The following is an 18,203-nucleotide window of genomic DNA, read 5'->3' as shown; positions in this document are numbered from 1 at the left end:
TCCGCCCCGCTCAGTCCCGATCGTTGGGACGCGACTGCTTGATCGCTGCCGCGAACTGCTCCTTGAGGTCCAGGCCGCGGTTGTAGCCGCGGTTGTGGATCAACTCGATGCCCGCCTGCGCCAGTGCCAGGTCGTCGTCCGAGGCGGCGGCCAGTAGGTAACCGAGATCCATCTGGTCTTGATGGCGTCCGGCGAGGACCTTGAGCGCGATCAGATGGCCGGTCGAAGCGACGGGCATGGCGGTGCCAGGCAGGATCTCGAGCCGGTCTGCGTGGCTGACGATCTCACTTTCGATTCCTGAGCTGGCGAACAGCAGATCGACGTAGGTCGTTGCCGCGCCTGCCTGGGGCTTGATCAGGCGCACCGTGCTGAGCCGGTCGGTGTAGTCCTGCTCGACAAGGGCCGATAGGGCGTAACCTCGAACCTGCATGCGGTTGACGATGGTTTCGGCCTCGGCATCGCCAGACACGGCGATCGCGATATCGACGTCTCGTGTGAATCGAGGCTCCGCGCGGAGCGCTACAGCGAGTCCGCCGATGACGGCCCACCGAGCGCCGAGGGCATCCAGGTCGGAAGCAGCCTGAGCGAGTACGGAGTTGACGGACTGCATCGCCGCTATCCGCGGGCCGGGAGGTGGATCTGGTTGCCGAGCCTGTCGCTCGGCTGGAGCAGCCAGGTCTGCACGCGCCCCTCGATCTCCTCGTCCGAGGCGGCAGGGTGCTCGCGGCGCATGCGCTGCCGGTACGCCTGCACGCCGAACTCGAACATGTCAACGATCACCTGGAACTTCTCGACGTACGTCGCGGCCATGGCCCCCATGCTATGCGACGGGCGGCCCGCCACACAGTAACCAGGACACCGCTGGTGTTTGCCGACTCACAGGCAGGTTGTCGACTGAATTGTGAACCAACGAAAGGGCCGCCTTCCGCAGCGCGGCGGCGCTCGGCGTCGACGCGGTGCTGGTGACGCCGCGGTGCGCGGACCCGCTGTACCGACGCTCGGTGCGGGTGTCGATGGGGACGGTGTTCCAGGTGCCGTGGACGTGGATCGAGTCGTGGCCCGGGGACATCGCTCTGCTGAAGGGTCACGCTGGACGAGCTGGTCGCCCGGGATCTTCCGAGGCTGGCGCTGGTCTTCGGTACCGAGGGGCACGGCATGAGGCCGCAGACGGATCGGCTGCTCGACATGTCCTTCGGTCAGCGGGGGCCTCGGGGCCACGGTTATCGATGGCAGGATCTGCCTGTGTCCCCGAACCTGTCGCCGTTGTTTCGGCACACCGCTGTCGCTCTCACCATCGTCATCGCCGTGGCCGGATGCGGCCTTGTGGGAAAAGTGGGCAGGGGCGATCTGTCTGACGAGTTGTCCTTCAGCTTTGACCGTACGAACGGGCAGGGCTATATGGATCAGACCCTGGCGATCGTGAGCGAGACACGGCAGAGAATGGTGATCAAGGCCGCCGTCGCGGTGTTCGACGAGTCGGGTGAGGTGCTCCCCGACGTGCAGGTCCGGTCCGTCTACGGCGCGCTGGTGGCGAACATGGTCATCGGTCCTGGTGAGAACATCGACGTGCTCATCTTCGATGGACCGGGAGCCACCGCGGTCCACGATGTCCGAGTCTTACAGGTGGACGCGATCCCGGTCGACGCTTCTGCGTGGGAGGCGCCGGTGGACGCAGTACCTCTCGACGGCGACGGGGTGCCGCTGGACTACCCAGCCGGTTACAGCAAGGTCACGTTGGAGAACCCGAACGGCGAGAGCGCCGACGTCCGTGTCGTGGCCATCGTCTGGAACAACCCCGAGACCGGCGAGACGCAGCAGGCGCAGGACGTGATCGAACTGTCGCAGCTGATCACCGTGCCGCCCGGCGGCAAGATCGTGATCGACGTCGAGCAGTCCATGCAGGATCTGATCAGTGGGTACGCCGGCACCAACGCCTTGAGCGTCAAGGCGTACTACGCCCTGTGACCAGCAGCCCGGGCGGTCACTCGAACCGGACGCGGTCGGCCTCGGCCTTCACCCGTGCGGCTCGCGACGCCTCCGCCTCGCTCCACCGGAGAACCTCCTCGGCGCGCCGCTCACGCGCGGCCACCACCTGCTGCTCGACGTCGCGCAGCACCGCCGCGATCTCGGTGGCGAGCCCGGCGGCGAGCATCGCCAGGTTCGTGTTGGTGATCTCGAGCCGGCGGTCCGCCACCTCGAGGCCCACCCCCGGATAGCCTCGTTCGGCGAGCACCCCCAGGGTGCCCGGCCCTTCGATCAGAGCCCGCTCCTCCGCGGACACGCGGCGGGAGAAGACCGCGGCGACGGTGTACCGGTCCGGTTCGTCGCCGGTGCCGAGCTCGTGCGGGAGCGCGGAGTCCAGCACACCCCGCAGGAAGAGCCCGCCCTTCGGTCGATCACCCATATTTCGAGGCTACACGTGATACCCCGGGCGGGCAGGCCAGCGCCGGGCCGACCTCTGCCGCTCGCGCTGCCTCTCGGTCCAGGCGTCGAACTCGGCCTGGGCCTCCATCTCCGCGGCGGTCGGCCAGGCCGCCGCCACGATCAGCAACGCCACGGTGCCGACCACGATCCCGCCCATCAGGGGCACGAGGAACTGCGTGGCGGGCAGTCCCGTCACGGGAGCCTCGATCGGCGTGCCCAGGAGGCGGTAGGAGGTGATGCGCATCGCGGCCATGCCCGTGTAGTGCATGCCGGACACGGCGAGCCCCATCACCACCGTCGCCACCGCGCCGGCGCCGGCACCGCGCACGCGGGCGGAGAGCCAGAGCGCCCCGGTGGCGGCCGCCATCGCGATGACGACGGACGTGACCACGAGCAGCGGGTCGTAGGCGATGTCGACGCCGACGTGCATCGCGGCCATGCCCAGGTAGTGCATGACGGCGATGCCGAGGCCCGCGACGATCCCGCCCGTGAGCAGGGCGGCGGTGCCGCCGGCCGGTCGGTGCACGAGGAAGAGGCCGACGCCGACGACGGCGACCGCGAGGAGCATGGACGCGATGGTGGTGGACACGTCGTAGCGGATCTGCGCGCCCTGGACGGAGAACCCGAGCATCGCGACGAAGTGCATGACCCAGATGCCGGTGCCGCCGATCGCCACCGACCCGAGCAGCAGCCAGACCGTGCGCGCGACGCCGCTGGTGACGCGCGCGCGGGCGGTGCAGGACAGGCCCGCGCCGCACCCGGCGCAGGACAGCGCGAAGGAGAGCAGCGGCGTCAGGGCGCCGTAGGTGAAATGGTCCATCGAGGCGTCGCCAAACCTTCTGCCCGCTCCGGTCCTCGGCCTCTGGGGAGCCGAGCGGGGACGTCCAGAACAGACACTCGCGCCGAGACTACGGGGGATGTGCGTCCCGTGCCTGGAGAAACGCGGTCCATGCCGCGGACCTGGTTGCGAGCGGAGGTCGAGGTGAGGTTAGGCTTACCTCGTGACGACCCAGAGTGCCGCGACCGCCGTGACCCCGTACCGGATGTTCGATGTCGAGGTGGCCCGGGTCACGCGGCTGTGTCCCTCGTTCGTGCGGGTGACGTTCACCGGCGCGGACCTGGGGCGGTTCGCTGACAACGGGCACGACCAGCGCATCAAGCTGCTGCTCCCCGACCCGTCGGGCGGTTGGGACCACCTCCGGCGGGACGACCCGGACTGGTACGCCGCCTGGCGTGCGCTCCCGGACGACCGGCGCAACCCGCTGCGCACCTACACGGTGCGGGCGGTGCGCCAGGACCGTGGCGAGGTCGACGTGGACATGGTGCTGCACGGTGACTCCGGGCCGGCCTCGCGCTGGGCGACGGCCGTCCGGGCGGGCGAGCCGCTGGTGATCATGGGGCCGGACGCGCACTACGCCGGCCCGCACGGCGGGCGCGAGTTCGCGCCGCCGGCGCGCAGCCACGCCCTGCTGCTCGCGGGCGACGAGACCGCCGTCCCGGCCATCGCGGCGATCTGCGAGGCGCTGCCCGCGGACGCCGTCGGCGAGGTCTTCCTCGAGGTCCCGCACCCCGAGGACGGCTGGGTGGTCGCCGCGCCGGAGGGGGTGCGCGTGACCTGGCTCGCCCGCGACGGCGCCGAGCACGGGGACCTCCTGATCCCCGCGGTGCGCGCGGCCGCCGACCGGATGCTCGCGATGGGGGTGCGCCCGTCGTCGCTCGCCGCCGTTCCCGCGGCAGCGGACGAGCCGGCCGACATCGACGTGGACGCCGAGATCCTGTGGGAGGTCCCCGTCGACGCCGCCGGTGCCCCTCTGGTGCAGGACACCGTGCTGTACGCGTGGCTCGCGGGCGAGGCCGGCGTCATCAAGACGTTGCGGCGCTACCTGGTGGGCGAGCGCGGGGTGGACCGCAAGGCCGTCGCGTTCATGGGCTACTGGCGCAGGGGGCGCGCCGAGATCTGAGCGGGCCGCCCGACCCGGCCCGGGCGCCGGCCCCTGGCCAGCGCGGTTGACAGGGCGAGCGACACCACTGTGTACTGATGGAGTCATCGAACACCTGTTCGATTCTCAGGAACATCAGTCTTGCTCGACCGGCCCGTTCCGGCAGCACCATCGCTGGAGGGCAGATGACCGCCATCCCTCAGGCCGCCCAGGAGCAGCACGCCACGCGGCACGGCCGGGCGCTCAGCGCCCTGCGGGCCGTCGAGACGCGCACCGGCGTCCGTTCGCACGTCCCGGCCGGCCGGGAGGATCCCCGTCCGGCCGGGACGGTCCGGCCGGTGGGCCCCGAGGTGGCGCACCTGCTGCCCGACGGCGGCCTCGTGGCCGGGACCACCGTGGTGGTGTCGGGCTCGACGACGCTGCTGCTCGCCCTGCTGGCCGCCCCCTCACGCGCGGGTGCGTGGACCGTGTTCACCGGGCACCCGGAGGTGGGCCTGGCCGCCGCGGCGGGCGCCGGATGCGAGCTGAGCCGTATCCTCTGCGTCCCGGACCCCGGCGCGGACGCCCCGGCCGTGGTGGCGGCCCTCCTGGACGGGATGGACCTCGTGGTCGTCGGCCCCCGCGCGGCCCTCCTGGACGCCGACCGCCGCCGTCTCACGGCACGTGCCCGGGAGCGGGGCGCGGTGCTGCTCGTCGCGCAGGACACCCCGTGGCCCGGCGCGCACGTCGTCCTGTCCGCGGGCCCGGGCGCCTGGGAGGGCGTCGACCACGGCGCGGGCCATCTGCGTCGCCGCGCCCTGACGGTGTACCGCACCGGTCGCGGCGACGCCGCCCGCCCGGCCGCCCTGCGCTGCGTCCCGGTGGCGGCGGGATGAGTACCCGGACCGCCGTGGTGTGGGTGCCGGACTGGCCCGTCGTGGCCGCGACGGCGGCCTCCGGCACGGGCGCGCACCTGCCCGCGGCGGTGCTCGGCGCCGGGCAGCGGGTCGCCGCCGTGAGCGCGCCCGCCCGCGCGGCCGGGGTGCGCCGCGGCATGCGGCGTCGTACCGCGCAGCAGCACTGCGCCGGCCTGGTGCTCCTGGCCGCCGACGACGCCCGCGACGCCGTCGGGTTCGAACCCGTCGCGGCCGCGGCCGAGACCGTCGTGGCCGGGATCGAGGTGGTCCGGCCGGGGCTGCTGCTCCTCGGGTCCGACGGCGCCGCCCGCTACCACCGCTCCGAGCACGACCTGGCGCGCGAGCTCACCGAGGCGGTCGCCACCGGCACGGGCCACGAGTGCCGGGTCGGTGTCGCCGACGGCTTCCTCGCCGCCGTGCTCGCCGCCCGCGACGAGGCCGTCGTGCCACGCGGGGGATCGGCCGCCTGGCTCTCCCCCCGCCCGGCCGCCGACCTGCGGCACGCCCGCCCGGACGACTCCGCGCTGGCCGGCCTCCTCGACCTGTGGGAGCGCCTCGGCCTGCGCACCCTCGGCGACGTGGCCGCGCTGCCCGCCGGAAGCGTGCGCGCCCGCTTCGGGCCGCTCGGCACCTGGGCCCGCCGCCTGGCGCGCGCCGAGGACGTGCGCCCGCCGGCCCACCGCCGGCCCGAGGCCGGCATCACCGCGACCACCGAGCTCGACCCGCCCGCGGCACGGGCCGACATCGCCGCGTTCGCCGCCCGCCGCGTCGCCGAGGACCTGCACGCACAACTGGTCGCCCGGGGAGTGGCCTGCGGCCGCGTCGTCGTCACCGCCGACGCCGCCGACCCCGTCACCGGCGAGTCGCGCACCTGCGAGCGGGTCTGGCGCACCGACGACGCCACGGGCATGTCCGCCGCCCGCCTCACCGACCGCGTGCGCTGGCAGCTCACGGGCTGGCTGACCCACGGGGTACCGGAGCCCGCGCCGATCACCCGGATCACCCTCACCGCCGACGAGGTCGCCCCCGCCGGCGCCACCCAGCCCGCCCTCTGGGGGGCGTCCGCCGGGGAAGGGCTGCGCGCGCTCCGCGCCGCCGAGCGCGTCCAGGCGCTGCGCGGCTCCCTGAGCGTGCTCGCCCCGCGCCGGCAGGGCGGCCGCGACCCCCGCTCCCGGATCCAGTTCGTGCCGTTCGGCGAGGACGTCCCGACCGAACGGGACCCGGACCAGCCGTGGCCGGGCGCACTCCCGGACCCCGCGCCCGCCGTCGTGCTCACCGAGCCCGTCCCCGCCCGGGTGCTGGACGCGGCCGGGGCCGACGTCGTCGTCGACGTGCGCCTCGCCATGAGCGGCGAGCCCGCGCTCGTGCGGAGCGAGCACGGCACCGCGCGCGTCACCGACTGGGCCGGACCGTGGCCCGTCGCCGAACGGTGGTGGCGGCCCGACGGCGGCGCCCGCCGCGTCTACCTGCAGCTCGTGACCGACGACGGCGCCGGGCTCCTCCTCGCCCAGACCGACGGCACCTGGCGGCTCGAGGCACGCTATGACTGAGTACGCCGAGCTGCACGCGCACTCCGCCTACAGCTTCCTCGACGGCGCCTCCCCGCCCGAGGTGCTCGCCGCCGAAGGCGCACGGCTCGGCCTCCGGGCACTCGCCATCACCGACCACGACGGCCTGTACGGCGTGGTGCGGTTCTCCGAGGCCGCCAAGCACGTCGGGCTCCCGACCGTGTTCGGCGCCGAGCTGCACCTGCCCGCCCCCGGGCCCACCGGCCCGGTGCTCGACCTGCCCACCGGCGTCCCCGACCCGCGGGCCACGCACCTGCTCGTCCTGGCCCGCGGAGCCGACGGCTACCGCAGCCTGTCGTCCGCCATCGGCACCGCGCACCTGGACGCGGGCACCAAGGGCGCCGCGCACTACACGCTCGGCGGCCTCGGGGAGCGGGCGCGCGGCGAATGGCTCGTGCTCACCGGATGCCGCAAGGGAGCGGTCCGCCGCGCCCTCACCGGGCCCGGCACCCGTGCCGACCGCCTGGACGCCGCCCGCCGTGAGCTCGACGCGCTCACCGACACGTTCGGCCCGGCGGGCGTCGCCGTCGAGATCACCGCCACCGGCGACCCGCGCGACGCCGGCCTGCACGAGGCGCTCGCGCTGCTCGCCGCCGAGGCCGGACTGCCCCTGGTCGCGACCACCGCCGCGCACTACGCCCGCCCGGCCGACGCCGACCTCGCCGGGGCGCTCGCGGCCGTGCGGGCCCGCTCCTCCCTCGACGACATGGACGGCTTCCTGCCGGGCGCGCCCGTGACCCACCTGCGCTCGGGCGCCGAGATGGCACGCCTGCACGCCCGCCACCCCGAGGCCGTCGCGAACGCCGCCCGCCTGGGCGCCGAGTGCGCCTTCGACCTGGACCTCATCGCCCCGGACCTGCCGCCCCACCCCGTCCCCGACGGGCACGACGAGGCGAGCTGGCTGCGCGAGCTCACCTACCGCGGGGCTGAGGAACGCTACGGGAAGCGGCCCCCGACGCCGTCGGGCACCCTCGCCGCGCGCGCCTGGGAGAAGATCGACCACGAGCTGCGGATCATCACCGAGCTGAACTTCCCCGGCTACTTCCTGGTGGTCCACGACCTGGTGGACTTCTGCCGCCGCCGCGGCATCCTGTGCCAGGGGCGGGGGAGCGCCGCGAACTCCGCGGTCTGCTACGCGCTGGGCATCACCGCCGTCGACGCCGTGCGGCACGGCCTGCTGTTCGAGCGGTTCCTCGCCCCGGAGCGCGACGGCCCGCCGGACATCGACCTGGACATCGAGTCGGTGCGCCGCGAGGAGGTCATCCAGTACGTGTACGAGCGGTTCGGCCGCACGCACGCCGCCCAGGTCGCGAACGTCATCACCTACCGGCCCCGGTCCGCGGTCCGGGACGCGTCCCGCGCGCTCGGGTACGACGCCGGGCAGGCGGACGCCTGGTCCCGGAGCATCGAACGATGGGGCGGCCTGAAACCGGAGGCCGACCCGGCCCCGGCCCCGGGCGGCCGGACCCGCACCGACGACACGCACGACGTCGTGCCCCGCCACGCCCCGCCCTCGGCCGCCGAGGAGGGCCGGATCCCGTCCGACGTGATCGACCTGGCCGACCGCATGCTCCGCCTGCCACGGCACCTGGGCATCCACTCCGGCGGCATGGTCATGTGCGACCGGCCCGTCATCGAGGTGTGCCCCGTGGAATGGGCCCGGATGGACGGGCGCACCGTGCTGCAGTGGGACAAGGAGGACTGCGCCGACGCCGGCCTGGTCAAGTTCGACCTGCTCGGGCTCGGGATGCTCACCGCCATCCGCTACGCGTTCGAACAGATCGCCGAGCACACCGGCGAGCGGCTCACCCTGCACGGCCTGCCGCCCGAGGACGAACGCGTCTACGACCTGCTGTGCGCGGCCGACACCGTCGGCGTGTTCCAGGTGGAGTCCCGCGCCCAGATGGCCACCCTCCCGCGACTGCGGCCGAGGACGTTCTACGACATCGTCGTCGAGGTGGCGCTCATCCGCCCCGGCCCCATCCAGGGCGGGTCCGTGCACCCGTACATCGAGCGCGCGCAGGCCCGGGCACGCGGGGAACGCGAGATCCAGTACCCGCACCCGCTGCTGGAGAACTCGCTGCGCCGCACCCTCGGCGTGCCCCTCTTCCAGGAACAGCTCATGCAGATGGCGATCGACGTCGCGGGCTTCACCCCGGCCGAGTCCGACCGGCTCCGCCGCGCCATGGGCTCCAAGCGCAGCCTCGAACGGATGGAGGCGCTCCGGGCACGGCTGTACGCGGGAATGGCCGAACGCGGCATCCCCGAGCCCGTACGCGACGAGATCTACGAGAAGCTCAAGGCGTTCGCCGACTTCGGGTTCCCCGAGTCGCACGCCTACTCCTTCGCCTACCTCGTCTACGCCAGCGCCTGGCTCAAGGTGCACCACCCCGCCGCCTTCTACGCCGGACTGCTCGCCGCCCAGCCCATGGGGTTCTACTCGCCGCAGTCCCTGGTCGCCGACGCCCGACGGCACGGCCTGCGGGTGCTGCGCCCGGACGTGAACGCCTCCCGGGCGCTCGCGTGCGTGGAGCGGACCGGGGACGACGGCGACCGGGCGCTCGCGGTGCGGATGGGGCTCGCCGAGGTGCGGGGGATCGGGGAGGAGCTCGCCGAGAAGATCGTCGCCGCACGGGCGGGCGGCTTCGCCGGACTGCGGGACCTGGTCCGGGGCGTCGACCTGAGCACCGCCCAGCTCGAGGCGCTGGCGACCGCGGGGGCGCTGGAGTCGCTGGGCCTCACGCGCCGCGAGGCGCTGTGGGAGGCGGGCGCCCTGGGGCAGGAGGGGCCCGCCACGCTGCCGGGGGTGAGCGGGGGCACGGAGGCGCCCCTGCTGCCGGAGATGGCCGAGACGGAGGTGGTCCGGGCCGATGCGTGGGCGACGGGCGTGACGCCCGACTCCTACCCGACGCAGTACGTGCGCGACGGCCTGACCGCGGCGGGCGTGCGCACGGTGGCGGAGGTGACGGCCACGGAGCCGGGCCGGCGGGTCGCCGTCGGCGGCGTGGTGACGCACCGGCAGCGGCCCGGCACCGCGGGCGGGGTGACGTTCCTGTCGCTCGAGGACGAGACCGGCCTGCTCAACGTGATCTGCACGCCCGGGCTGTGGCGGCGGTTCCGGCAGGTGGCGCGGTCGGCGCCGGCGATGGTGGTGCGGGGGCGCGTGGAGTCGGCCGACGGCGCGGTGAACCTCCTGGCCGAGCACCTGGCGCCGTTGAGTCTGACCGCGGTGGGAAGGTCGCGCGACTTCCGGTGACCGTGAGGGTGATTCAGTGCGCTATATCACGACCCGCCGGGCGTGAACCCTTCTGGCGTGCTTATCGTGCCCGGCATGGAGGAGCAAGGGGAACACAGGGAAATCCGGACCTCCGCACCTGAGGGGGAGAAGAAGGCGCGCCGGCGGCGGCCGGTGATCGCCACCGGTGTCAGCGCACTCGTGACGGCTCTCGTCTGCGGCGGCGGCCTGGCGCTGGCCGGCCGGGGCGGCGACCCGGCGCCGGCGGCGGGGGCGGCCGTCAGTCCGTTGCCGATCCCGATGATCATGTCGGTGGACGACCTGGAGGGCGTGGACCCGCAGGATCTGCCCGGCGGCCTGGAGCGGTCGACCGCTCGGCTCGCCGAGGCGGTCCGGGCCGGCGAGCAGGTCTACGAGGCGGCCCGGCCGACGGCGGCGCCCCGTGCGCTCGAGCGGCTGCGCGCGGCACTCGACGAGGCCACCGCGGCGCTGGAGGAGGAACCCGCCCGCGACGCGACCGCGAAGCAGCAGACGAAGCGGCTGCGGACCCTGGACGGGCTGCGCACGAAGATCCTCGACGCCGCGGCGCGGATCACCGCCGTGCGGACGGTCCCCGGCTCCGAGCTCCCGCCGGGCACCACGACGGCGGTCGTCGCGCCCGACGACGCGGTGGTGCCGGCCGAGGACGGCGCCGTGGGGCCGGCCGGGGAAGCGTCCGGCGGGGACACCGTCAGCGCCGACGGCTCGGACGGCTCGGACGGCTCGGACGCGGGCGGCTCCACCGGGTCGGGCGACTCCGGTGGCTCGAACTCCGGTGGCTCCGGTGGCTCGGGCGGGGCGGGCGACGGCGGGGACCCGGGTGACGACGGGGACGACGACCCGGTCATCCCGCCCCCGCCCACCCGGTCACCCGCTCCGGCACCGTCGCCCCCGCCGTCGAGCCCGGCACCGTCGCCGTCGCCCAGCGGCTCGGCGTGAGGTGAGCGGCGCGGCGTGAGGTGAGCTGCGCGGTGGTGCGGTTCAGACCGGCGTGACCGGGCCGCCCGGCCAGGAGGCGAAGACCAGGTCGGTCTGGACCCGCCCGACCTCGCGGCGGGCGGTCAGCTCGAGCACGAGGTGCTGGAGGTCGTCGGTGTCGGTGCACGCGACGTGGACCAGGAAGTCGTCCGGCCCGGTGACGTGATGCACGGCCCGGGTCTGCGGGAGCTGCCGCGCCCACTCGACGAACGGCCCGAGGAGCGGCCGCGAGTGCGAGGCGAGCCGGACGGCGAGCACGGCCTGCAGCCCGCGCCCGACGGCGGCGGGGTCGATCTCGGCCCGGTAGCCGCGGATCACGCCGCTGTCCTGCAGCCGCTGGGTCCGGGCGAGGCAGGTCGACGGCGCGACGCCGACCCGCTGCGCGAGCGCCTTGTTCGCCAGGCGCCCGTCGTGCTGCAGCTCGCGCAGGATCGCCAGGTCCACCGAATCGAGGCGCACTTCTCGGGTCATGAGCCGAATCTCTACCAGAGATCGGCCGGGAACCTCGCATCGTGTGCGAGAAGTACGCCATGGATTCGCACACTGGGTCTGCCGCGTACCGATCCGTCGCCACCCGCGCCGTGCACGCCGGCAAGGACGACCTCACCGACCTCGGGCTGCACGCCCCGCCCCTGGACCTGTCCACCACGTACCCGTCCCGGGACGCGGCCGCGGAGGCGGCGCGCCTGGACGCCTTCACGGAGGGGAAGGACGACGGCGGCCCGCCGATCTACGCCCGGGCGGCGAACACCACGGTGCGCCGGTTCGAGCAGGCGCTGGCCGAGCTGGAGGGATCCGAGGCGTCCGTCGCGTTCGCCAGCGGGATGGCGGCGCTGTCGGCGGTCCTGCTGGCGCGGGTGGCGGCGGGCCGGCCGCACGTCGTCGCGGTGCGTCCGCTGTACGGGACGAGCGACCATCTGCTGGAGTCCGGGCTGCTGGGCAACACCACCACGTTCGCGTCGGCCAAGGAGGCGCCGTCGGCCGTCACCGATGCCACGGGCCTGGTCGTGGTGGAGACGCCGGCCAACCCGACGCTGTCGGAGGCGGGCATCCAGGAGCTGGCCGACGCCTGCGCCCCCGTACCGGTGTGCGTGGACAACACGTTCGCGACCCCCGCACTGCAGCGGCCGCTCGCGCACGGCGCGGCGATGACGCTGCACAGCGCCACCAAGTACCTGGGGGGCCACGGCGACGTGATGGGCGGCGTGGTCGCCTGCTCCGAGGAGTTCGCCCGCGCGCTGCGCCAGGTCCGGTTCGTCACGGGCGGCGTGCTGCACCCGCTCGCCGGGTACCAGCTGCACCGGGGGCTGGCGACCCTGCCCGTGCGGATGCGGGCGCAGTCCGAGGGCGCGGCCGAACTCGCGCGGCGCCTGCTGGGGCACCCTGCCGTGTCGCGTGTCCACTATCCCGGCCTGGACGGTGCGTCCCGTCCGGCGGACCAGATGGCCGGCGGCGGCGCGATGGTCGCGTTCGAGGTGACGGGCGACGCCCCCGCCCTGATCGGCGCGGTGCGGCTGATCACCCCGGCCGTCAGCCTCGGCAGCGTCGACAGCCTGATCCAGCACCCGGCCTCGATCAGCCACCACATCATGGATGCGGCCTCCCGCGCGGACGCGGGCATCCCGGAGAACCTGATCCGCCTCTCGGTGGGCCTGGAGGACGTCGAGGACCTGTGGGCCGATCTGGACCAGGCGCTCCGCGCGGTGTGACAAAAAGTGTGCCAAGCGCGTCGCGCCCGACGGCGTCTACGTCGCGCCCGTCAGCCCGCCTCGCGGGCGGTACCTTCCGGCGATGACGTCGCCCGGCGCCGTTCGCGCTTCCCCCGGGCGAGCTCCGTGGCGAGTGCGTCGAGGGGCTGGGTGAACGTGTCCTCGAAGCGGGCGAGCCACTCCCGGGCGGCGGCGGTGCCGTCGTCGTCCACCGTGTAGAGGCGGCGCGTGCCCTCGGCCCGGACGCGGACCAGCCCGGCGTCTCGCAGCACGCGGAGGTGCTGCGAGACGGCCGGCTGGGAGATGCGCACGCGCGTCTGCAGGGCGGCGACCAGCGCGCCGGCGGGCTGCTCGCCGGCCGCGAGCAGTTCCAGGACGCGCCGCCGCACCGGGTCGCCGAGCGCCTCGAAGACGCCCTCGCGGGCGGAGTCGGGGCGTTCGGCCGCGGATGCCGCCATCAGGCCTCCGGCGGTGTGGTGTAGAAGGCCAGCACCGCCCCGGCGGCGGATCGCGCGGTGTTCTCGTCGTCGCCGGCCGCGACCGCGGCGCGTGCCCAGTCGTCGGCCGCCGCGCGGACGAACTCCTTGCCCTCCGGGCCGACCGACCACTTCTCGGCCTCGGCCGGGTCGCTCGACTCGCCGGTGGCGAGGTGCAGGCCCAGCCCCATGAGGGCGAGGTCCCAGCCGACGCCCACGGCTCCCGGGCCGAACCGCGTCCAGAAGTCGGGGTCGACGGTGGACTCGTGGGTGAGTTCGAGCACCGTGTCCGCACCCGTCTCGGTGAGGGTGACCGTGACCCAGGACGTCCCTCCGCCGAACTCCCAGGTGATGCCGAAGGACTCGGGCTCCGCGCAGCGTTCCACCGTGCCGGAGGCGTTGCCCTCGACCTGGAAGCGACCGCCCGGCCGGAGCTCGCCGGTGACCGGCGCGAACCAGCGGGGGAGGCGCTCGGGGCTGGTGACGGCGTCCCAGACGTCGGGCCGCTCGGCGCCGTACGTGCGGCGCGCGACGGCGACCTTCGTGGGCGTGCCGTCGCGCTCGCCGTCGCGGACCTCTCGCGTGACGAGCCCTGCGGTGGCGGCGGGGTCGATGGTGATGGACATGACTGCTCCTTCCATAAGGGGGTGCTTATATTTAACCATTGTCGCTAGAGTGGCGCGCGATGGGCAAGCAATCACGGAGCGTCGGCGACTGGGTCTACGAGCGGCGGTCCGCCTTCGTGGCGGGGACCGCCGGGCTCGTGGTCACGATGCTGTGCGCCGGCGGGGCCGTGGCCCTGATGATCGAGGACCAGCCCCGGTACGAGGCCGGGGCCACCGGCGAGACCGTGCTCATCCCGGCGATCGTCACCGCGGAGGTCGCCGTCGGCGAGAGCCACGTGCCGCCGAGCTCCGTCGACCGGCTGGTCGACGAGTCCCGCGACCGGTCGGCCCAGACGATCGCGGCGGGTGAGGTGGTCTACACGGCCGCCGAACGGTCGGCCGCGCCGACCCCGGCCATGCTGCGGCGGCTGCGCGGCGCGCTCGACGAGGCAACCCGGGTCGTGGAGCAGGAGCTGCCCGACGACGCCGGCCGGGAGCGGCGCGAGCGGTACATCGAGGAGCTGGAGACGCGGCGCGCCGCCGTGCTGGACGCCGCGTCGGTGATCACGCAGGTGCGCCGCGTCCCCGCCGAGAACCTGCCGGAGGGGACCACGACGGTCACCGATCCGGTGGTCGAGTCCCCCGAGGAACCGGAGGGCGGGCTCGCCCGCGAACCGTCCCCGGAGCCGAGCGACGACCCGTCCGAGGCGCCGGGCGACGACGTGTTCGAGGCGCCGACCGACGTGCCGCCGACCGAACCGAGCGGCGACCCGAGCGGCGATCCGAGCGGCGACCCGTCGGGCACGCCGAGCGGCGACCCGTCCGGCGACCCCGAGAGCTCCCCGTCGAGCGATCCGACGACGAGCCCGCCCCCGGCGGACGACGGGCCGGCCGACGATCTCGGGGACCAGTTCGACAAGGGAACGGCGACCGACGGCCCGTCGCCGTCGCCCAGCGGCTCGCCGACCGGCTGACCCCGCCGGATCAGCGGTTCACCAGGCCTGCGCGGTTCACCAGGCCTGCGCGGTTCACCAGGCCTGCGCCAGGAGGTCCGCGAAGAGGGCCTCCGGGTCCCGGTCGAGGCCGCGCGAGGCGAACCAGGCGCACATGATGCGGCAGTCGCGCAGCAGGATCTCGGACGCGAACGGGTTCGACGCGAGATCCACCACCTGCGGCAGGTCGATGATCACGAGCCGCTCACCGTGCGCCAGCACGTTGTACGGGGACAGGTCGCCGTGCGCGTAGCCGAGCCGGGCCAGCACCGACATGCCGACCGTGAGCTGTTCCCAGTAGGACTCCAGCAGCTCGGGCCCGGGCCGTCGGCGGGTGAGCCGGGGCGCGGCCACGATCTCGCCGGAGTCCGGGTCCACGTCACCGACGAACTCCATGAGGATCTCGGTCCCGTCGATCTGCACCGGGTAGGGGACCGGCGCGCCGGCCTCCCAGGCGGCCGTCATGGCGACGAACTCGGCGTCCGCCCACTGCGTGGCCGCCACCGCCCGGCCCCAGCGGGACTTGCGGTCCTCGACGGCGCGCTGGTCCCGCGTGCGGCGGCTGCGACGGCCCTCGGTGTAGTCGCCGTCGCGGTGGAACGTGGTGTGCTCGCGGCCGCGGTAGCGCTTGGCGACGAGCAGGCAGGAAGGGCCCGGCCGGCCGTCGTCGTGCCCGTCGTCGTGCGGAGGCACGCCGCGCTCGATCAGGAACGCGTCCGCCTCCTTGCCGGTCTTGAGGACGCCGAGCTCGGTGTCGAGCGCGGCGTCGGCGGTGACGAGCCAGTCCGGGTAGGGCTCCGGGCCGCGCTGCCCCTTCGCGACGGACCGCCAGGTGGACCAGCGCCGGCCGGGACCGGGCTCGGCTGTGGGAGGCGCGGACGGCGCCGTGGACGCGGCGCGCTCGCGGCGTCCGGTCAGGTACGGGGAATCGGGTGTTGCGGGAAAACGGGACAACGGTGCTCCTCGGCAGCGGGAGCAGCGCGCGCGGTCGTGCGGATCAGCCGACCGGCGGGTGCTCCGGATGTGGGGTGGCGTCTGCCGCAGCCGTGCCCGCGAGGTGCGAGGGGTGTGCGGCGGGCGTCAGGTCCTCGTCCACGACGCCACCTCCTTCCGGGGAACCCGCCGGTCGTACCGGCGGGAAGCTGGCCGGTCCCCGTGCGGGGACCGTGGGACACACCCTGGCATCCGGCCCTGGACGGGAGCCAGGTATTTTCGCCGTGCCGCGGGTGGACGTCCCGCGTGTCAGGTGGTGAGGTACACGGCGCCACCCGTCACGACCAGCGTCCCGAGCACGTAGAACCACACGTGCATCCGCTGCCCCGCCGATCGCAGCAGCACGGCCGTGAGCAGCGCGAGCACCGCGACCAGCGGGCCCTCCGCGGGCCGGACGACGTCGACCGGCAGGTCCGTGACATAGGCGAGCCACGGCGCCAGCGGCGTCGGCCCGACCGCACCGAGGGTCAGGGCCGCCGCGACCACCAGCAGCAGCCGGGGCACCCAGCGCACCACGGCGCCGGCGAACCGGGACGCCCGGCGCGGGCGTGGCGCGCGTGCGGGGGCAGGTGCGGGTGGGCGTGTGGGGGCCGGCTTGGCGGCCGGTGCCTGGGGCCGCGCCGGCCGTTGGCGCGCGGCCGGCATCGGGCGCGTCGCCCCGAGGTCCTGCCGGGCGGTCCCGGCGGCGGGTGCCGGCGAGGCGGCCCGGGGATCCGAGCGCGGCCGGACCGACGGTGGCTTCGACCTCGGCAGCGCGGAGGTGGCCGGCGCGGGCGAGTTCTGCGCCGGCGGGGTCGGGGCCGGCCCCAGGTGCTTCACCGAACTCGTGTGCGGCGCGGGCCCGAGATGCTTCACCGAGCTCCGGCGGGGCGCGTACGACGGCGGGGCGGGATCCTGCGGCGGTCGCGCGGCCGCCTGCACCCGGACGGGCGCGGGCTCGGGCTTCCGGAACCTCCGCCAGCCGCGCAGCGTGTCCGCGTGACCGTCCGGCGGCGTCGCCGCGCGCCACCGCATCGCCTGCCAGATCCAGTCCTTGATCTCCGCCGGGGTGTGCCCCTCGGCCACGTCGGCGCCGAGGTGGGCCACGTGGTCGGCGATGACCTGGGACGCGGCGCCGTCGAACCCGTCGGCGTGCACCTCGGACAGGAGGTTCATGAGCTCGCGGTCGTACACGAGGGCGTGCCACGGCTCCCGGACCCGTCCCGGGGAGGCGGCGTCGCCGCTGTCGCCGGCGGCGCCGGGACCACGCTCGAACACCTTCGTCGGCCGCTCGGGGGACATCGGCAGGACGGCGGTCGCCGGGAGGACCGCGCGCTCGGCGGCGGTGACGCCATCGGCGACGAGCCGCTCGGTGACCAGGAGGGTGGGGTCGGCGTCCGCGCCCTTGAGCCGGGCGCGCACGACGCCCGCGATGTTCGCCAGGGGCGGGCGGTGGGCCGGCTGGTACCGGGTCATGGCCAGGATCAGCGGGAGCAGGTGCCGGTCGATCTCGGGCGGTTCGCTGCCGGGCGCGGCCTCGACCAGGTCCTCGGCGCTCAGGTCCCGCCCGAGGAAGTTCAGGTCCGGGGGAAGCGCCCCCGTGGTCGCGAACACGAGCAGCAGGCCCAGGCTGTAGACGTCGGAGCGCGGGTGCACGCGCCGTCCGAACAGCTCCGGTGCCATGTACGACACCGTCCCGGCAGGCTGCGTCGACGTGGCGGCGTCGAACACCTTGGCGATACCGAGATCGATGAGGACCGCGCGCTCGCCGTCGACCATGATGTTCGCCGGCTTGAGGTCGCGGTGCAGGCAGCGGGCGTCCTGCAGCACGAGCAGCGCGTCGACCACCTGCTCGGCGAGGCGTAGCGCGTCCTTGCCGGACAGCGGGCCCTCCGCCCGTACCCGGTCCAGCAGGGTGCTGCCGGGTACCAGTTCCATCGCGAACCACGGCTGCGCGGCGTCCATGTCCGACTCCACGAAGCGCGGGAAGCCGCGCCCGTCGAGCCGTTCGAGAAGCTGTGCCTCCTGCTCGAACCGGTCCCGGGCGTCCTCGGGCAGGCCCGTCAGGATCTTGACGGCGACCTCGGTGCCGTCGGCGGCATCGGCCCGGTAGACGTGTGCGAAGCCGCCGTGGCCGAGGGACTCGCCGAGTGTGTAGCCGCCCACGCGCTCCCCGCTGGCGGGGATGCGCCGCACCGGGCGGACGGGAAGGGGCGGGGGCGCAGCTTCAGGGTCGGGCGACGGGTCGGCCGGGCCTTCGAGTTCTGGTCGAACCTCGGGCGCGGGTCCGTCCTCGGGCGTGGGTCCGTCCGCCGGCTCCTCGGCCCCGGCCACGGTTTCCGGGGGCGGGGGAGGCGGCGGAACCGGAC

General features: G+C 74.6%; 17 protein-coding genes and 1 pseudogene. 9 read left to right on the top strand and 9 right to left on the bottom strand.

The annotated features are described in order from the left end of the window. Window positions 1-10: 10 nt before the first annotated feature. A complete protein-coding gene (locus EDD34_RS11900; RefSeq protein WP_123814761.1) occupies window positions 11-610 on the bottom strand; it encodes a nucleotidyl transferase AbiEii/AbiGii toxin family protein in 600 nt (199 codons plus the stop codon). Between the two features lie 5 nt (window positions 611-615). After that, entirely contained in the window at window positions 616-810 is a 195-nt protein-coding gene (locus EDD34_RS11895; RefSeq protein WP_123814760.1) for a hypothetical protein, read from the bottom strand. A 95-nt stretch (window positions 811-905) separates the two neighbouring features. On the opposite strand from EDD34_RS11895, the pseudogene EDD34_RS21210 reads away from it, so the two are divergent. Both EDD34_RS21210 and EDD34_RS11885 read left to right on the top strand, forming a co-directional pair. Beyond that, window positions 906-1,185, top strand: a pseudogene (locus EDD34_RS21210) (TrmH family RNA methyltransferase); the annotation flags it as partial. A 57-nt stretch (window positions 1,186-1,242) separates the two neighbouring features. Then, the gene (locus EDD34_RS11885) at window positions 1,243-1,965 is read left to right on the top strand and encodes a hypothetical protein (protein ID WP_123814759.1); all 723 of its coding nucleotides are present in this window, start codon (window positions 1,243-1,245) and stop codon (window positions 1,963-1,965) included. 16 nt (window positions 1,966-1,981) lie between these two features. Here EDD34_RS11885 and EDD34_RS11880 read toward each other — a convergent pair whose 3' ends face one another. After that, on the bottom strand, window positions 1,982-2,404 hold the full coding sequence (locus EDD34_RS11880) for a hypothetical protein (RefSeq protein ID WP_123814758.1): 423 nt from the start codon (window positions 2,402-2,404) through the stop codon (window positions 1,982-1,984). A 9-nt stretch (window positions 2,405-2,413) separates the two neighbouring features. Further along, on the bottom strand, window positions 2,414-3,244 hold the full coding sequence (locus tag EDD34_RS11875; protein WP_123814757.1) for an MHYT domain-containing protein: 831 nt from the start codon (window positions 3,242-3,244) through the stop codon (window positions 2,414-2,416). 223 nt (window positions 3,245-3,467) lie between these two features. Between EDD34_RS11875 and EDD34_RS11870 the strand changes: the two genes are divergently transcribed. The 5 genes from EDD34_RS11870 to EDD34_RS11850 all read left to right on the top strand — a co-directional run bounded on the left by EDD34_RS11870 (window position 3,468) and on the right by EDD34_RS11850 (window position 11,041). Then, complete coding sequence (locus tag EDD34_RS11870; RefSeq protein WP_123816495.1) at window positions 3,468-4,385, top strand: siderophore-interacting protein; 918 nt, start codon at window positions 3,468-3,470, stop codon at window positions 4,383-4,385. Window positions 4,386-4,549: 164 nt separating this feature from the next. Continuing rightward, a complete protein-coding gene (locus tag EDD34_RS11865; protein ID WP_123814756.1) occupies window positions 4,550-5,239 on the top strand; it encodes a hypothetical protein in 690 nt (229 codons plus the stop codon). Further along, window positions 5,236-6,810, top strand: coding sequence for a DNA polymerase Y family protein (locus EDD34_RS11860; protein WP_123814755.1), 1,575 nt, complete (start codon window positions 5,236-5,238; stop codon window positions 6,808-6,810). Before EDD34_RS11865 ends, EDD34_RS11860 begins: the two co-directional genes overlap by 4 nt. Further along, window positions 6,803-10,084 carry an error-prone DNA polymerase gene (locus EDD34_RS11855; RefSeq protein ID WP_123814754.1) on the top strand — a complete coding sequence of 1,094 codons (3,282 nt, stop codon included), beginning with the start codon at window positions 6,803-6,805 and terminating at the stop codon, window positions 10,082-10,084. The genes EDD34_RS11860 and EDD34_RS11855 overlap by 8 nt, the downstream gene beginning before the upstream one ends. 75 nt (window positions 10,085-10,159) lie before the next feature. Further along, window positions 10,160-11,041 carry a hypothetical protein gene (locus EDD34_RS11850; RefSeq protein ID WP_123814753.1) on the top strand — a complete coding sequence of 294 codons (882 nt, stop codon included), beginning with the start codon at window positions 10,160-10,162 and terminating at the stop codon, window positions 11,039-11,041. 42 nt (window positions 11,042-11,083) lie between these two features. Here the strand turns inward: EDD34_RS11850 and EDD34_RS11845 are convergent, their stop codons facing one another. After that, entirely contained in the window at window positions 11,084-11,551 is a 468-nt protein-coding gene (locus tag EDD34_RS11845; RefSeq protein WP_123814752.1) for an Lrp/AsnC family transcriptional regulator, read from the bottom strand. A gap of 59 nt (window positions 11,552-11,610) precedes the next feature. Here EDD34_RS11845 and EDD34_RS11840 point away from each other — a divergent pair, with 59 nt between their 5' ends. After that, on the top strand, window positions 11,611-12,789 hold the full coding sequence (locus tag EDD34_RS11840) for a trans-sulfuration enzyme family protein (protein ID WP_123814751.1): 1,179 nt from the start codon (window positions 11,611-11,613) through the stop codon (window positions 12,787-12,789). Between the two features lie 50 nt (window positions 12,790-12,839). On the opposite strand, the gene EDD34_RS11835 is transcribed toward EDD34_RS11840, so the two are convergent. Both EDD34_RS11835 and EDD34_RS11830 read right to left on the bottom strand, forming a co-directional pair. Next, window positions 12,840-13,247 (bottom strand): ArsR/SmtB family transcription factor, encoded by a 408-nt coding sequence (locus EDD34_RS11835; RefSeq protein WP_123814750.1) that lies wholly within the window; start codon window positions 13,245-13,247, stop codon window positions 12,840-12,842. Next, on the bottom strand, window positions 13,247-13,891 hold the full coding sequence (locus tag EDD34_RS11830; RefSeq protein WP_123814749.1) for an SRPBCC family protein: 645 nt from the start codon (window positions 13,889-13,891) through the stop codon (window positions 13,247-13,249). Before EDD34_RS11830 ends, EDD34_RS11835 begins: the two co-directional genes overlap by 1 nt. A gap of 59 nt (window positions 13,892-13,950) precedes the next feature. On the opposite strand from EDD34_RS11830, the gene EDD34_RS11825 reads away from it, so the two are divergent. Then, entirely contained in the window at window positions 13,951-14,844 is an 894-nt protein-coding gene (locus EDD34_RS11825; protein WP_123814748.1) for a hypothetical protein, read from the top strand. Window positions 14,845-14,898: 54 nt separating this feature from the next. On the opposite strand, the gene EDD34_RS11820 is transcribed toward EDD34_RS11825, so the two are convergent. Both EDD34_RS11820 and EDD34_RS11815 read right to left on the bottom strand, forming a co-directional pair. Further along, the gene (locus EDD34_RS11820; RefSeq protein WP_123814747.1) at window positions 14,899-15,816 is read right to left on the bottom strand and encodes a serine protein kinase RIO; all 918 of its coding nucleotides are present in this window, start codon (window positions 15,814-15,816) and stop codon (window positions 14,899-14,901) included. Between the two features lie 288 nt (window positions 15,817-16,104). After that, entirely contained in the window at window positions 16,105-18,030 is a 1,926-nt protein-coding gene (locus EDD34_RS11815) for a serine/threonine-protein kinase (RefSeq protein WP_170177058.1), read from the bottom strand. Window positions 18,031-18,203: the final 173 nt, after the last annotated feature.

Origin of the sequence: Myceligenerans xiligouense (genome assembly GCF_003814695.1) — a bacterium.
Taxonomy (GTDB): Bacteria; Actinomycetota; Actinomycetes; order Actinomycetales; family Cellulomonadaceae; genus Myceligenerans; species Myceligenerans xiligouense.
This window is presented reverse-complemented; position numbering and strand designations above follow the sequence as displayed.

Excerpts from the sequence above, each read along its gene's own strand:
- EDD34_RS11900 (WP_123814761.1), bottom strand. The coding sequence starts at position 610 with ATGCAGTCCGTCAACTCCGTACTCGCTCAGGCTGCTTCCGACCTGGAT.
- EDD34_RS11895 (WP_123814760.1), bottom strand. The coding sequence starts at position 810 with ATGGCCGCGACGTACGTCGAGAAGTTCCAGGTGATCGTTGACATGTTC.
- EDD34_RS11880 (WP_123814758.1), bottom strand. The coding sequence starts at position 2,404 with ATGGGTGATCGACCGAAGGGCGGGCTCTTCCTGCGGGGTGTGCTGGAC.
- EDD34_RS11875 (WP_123814757.1), bottom strand. The coding sequence starts at position 3,244 with ATGGACCATTTCACCTACGGCGCCCTGACGCCGCTGCTCTCCTTCGCG.
- EDD34_RS11870 (WP_123816495.1), top strand. The coding sequence starts at position 3,468 with ATGTTCGATGTCGAGGTGGCCCGGGTCACGCGGCTGTGTCCCTCGTTC.
- EDD34_RS11865 (WP_123814756.1), top strand. The coding sequence starts at position 4,550 with ATGACCGCCATCCCTCAGGCCGCCCAGGAGCAGCACGCCACGCGGCAC.
- EDD34_RS11860 (WP_123814755.1), top strand. The coding sequence starts at position 5,236 with ATGAGTACCCGGACCGCCGTGGTGTGGGTGCCGGACTGGCCCGTCGTG.
- EDD34_RS11855 (WP_123814754.1), top strand. The coding sequence starts at position 6,803 with ATGACTGAGTACGCCGAGCTGCACGCGCACTCCGCCTACAGCTTCCTC.
- EDD34_RS11850 (WP_123814753.1), top strand. The coding sequence starts at position 10,160 with ATGGAGGAGCAAGGGGAACACAGGGAAATCCGGACCTCCGCACCTGAG.
- EDD34_RS11845 (WP_123814752.1), bottom strand. The coding sequence starts at position 11,551 with ATGACCCGAGAAGTGCGCCTCGATTCGGTGGACCTGGCGATCCTGCGC.
- EDD34_RS11840 (WP_123814751.1), top strand. The coding sequence starts at position 11,611 with ATGGATTCGCACACTGGGTCTGCCGCGTACCGATCCGTCGCCACCCGC.
- EDD34_RS11835 (WP_123814750.1), bottom strand. The coding sequence starts at position 13,247 with ATGGCGGCATCCGCGGCCGAACGCCCCGACTCCGCCCGCGAGGGCGTC.
- EDD34_RS11830 (WP_123814749.1), bottom strand. The coding sequence starts at position 13,891 with ATGTCCATCACCATCGACCCCGCCGCCACCGCAGGGCTCGTCACGCGA.
- EDD34_RS11825 (WP_123814748.1), top strand. The coding sequence starts at position 13,951 with ATGGGCAAGCAATCACGGAGCGTCGGCGACTGGGTCTACGAGCGGCGG.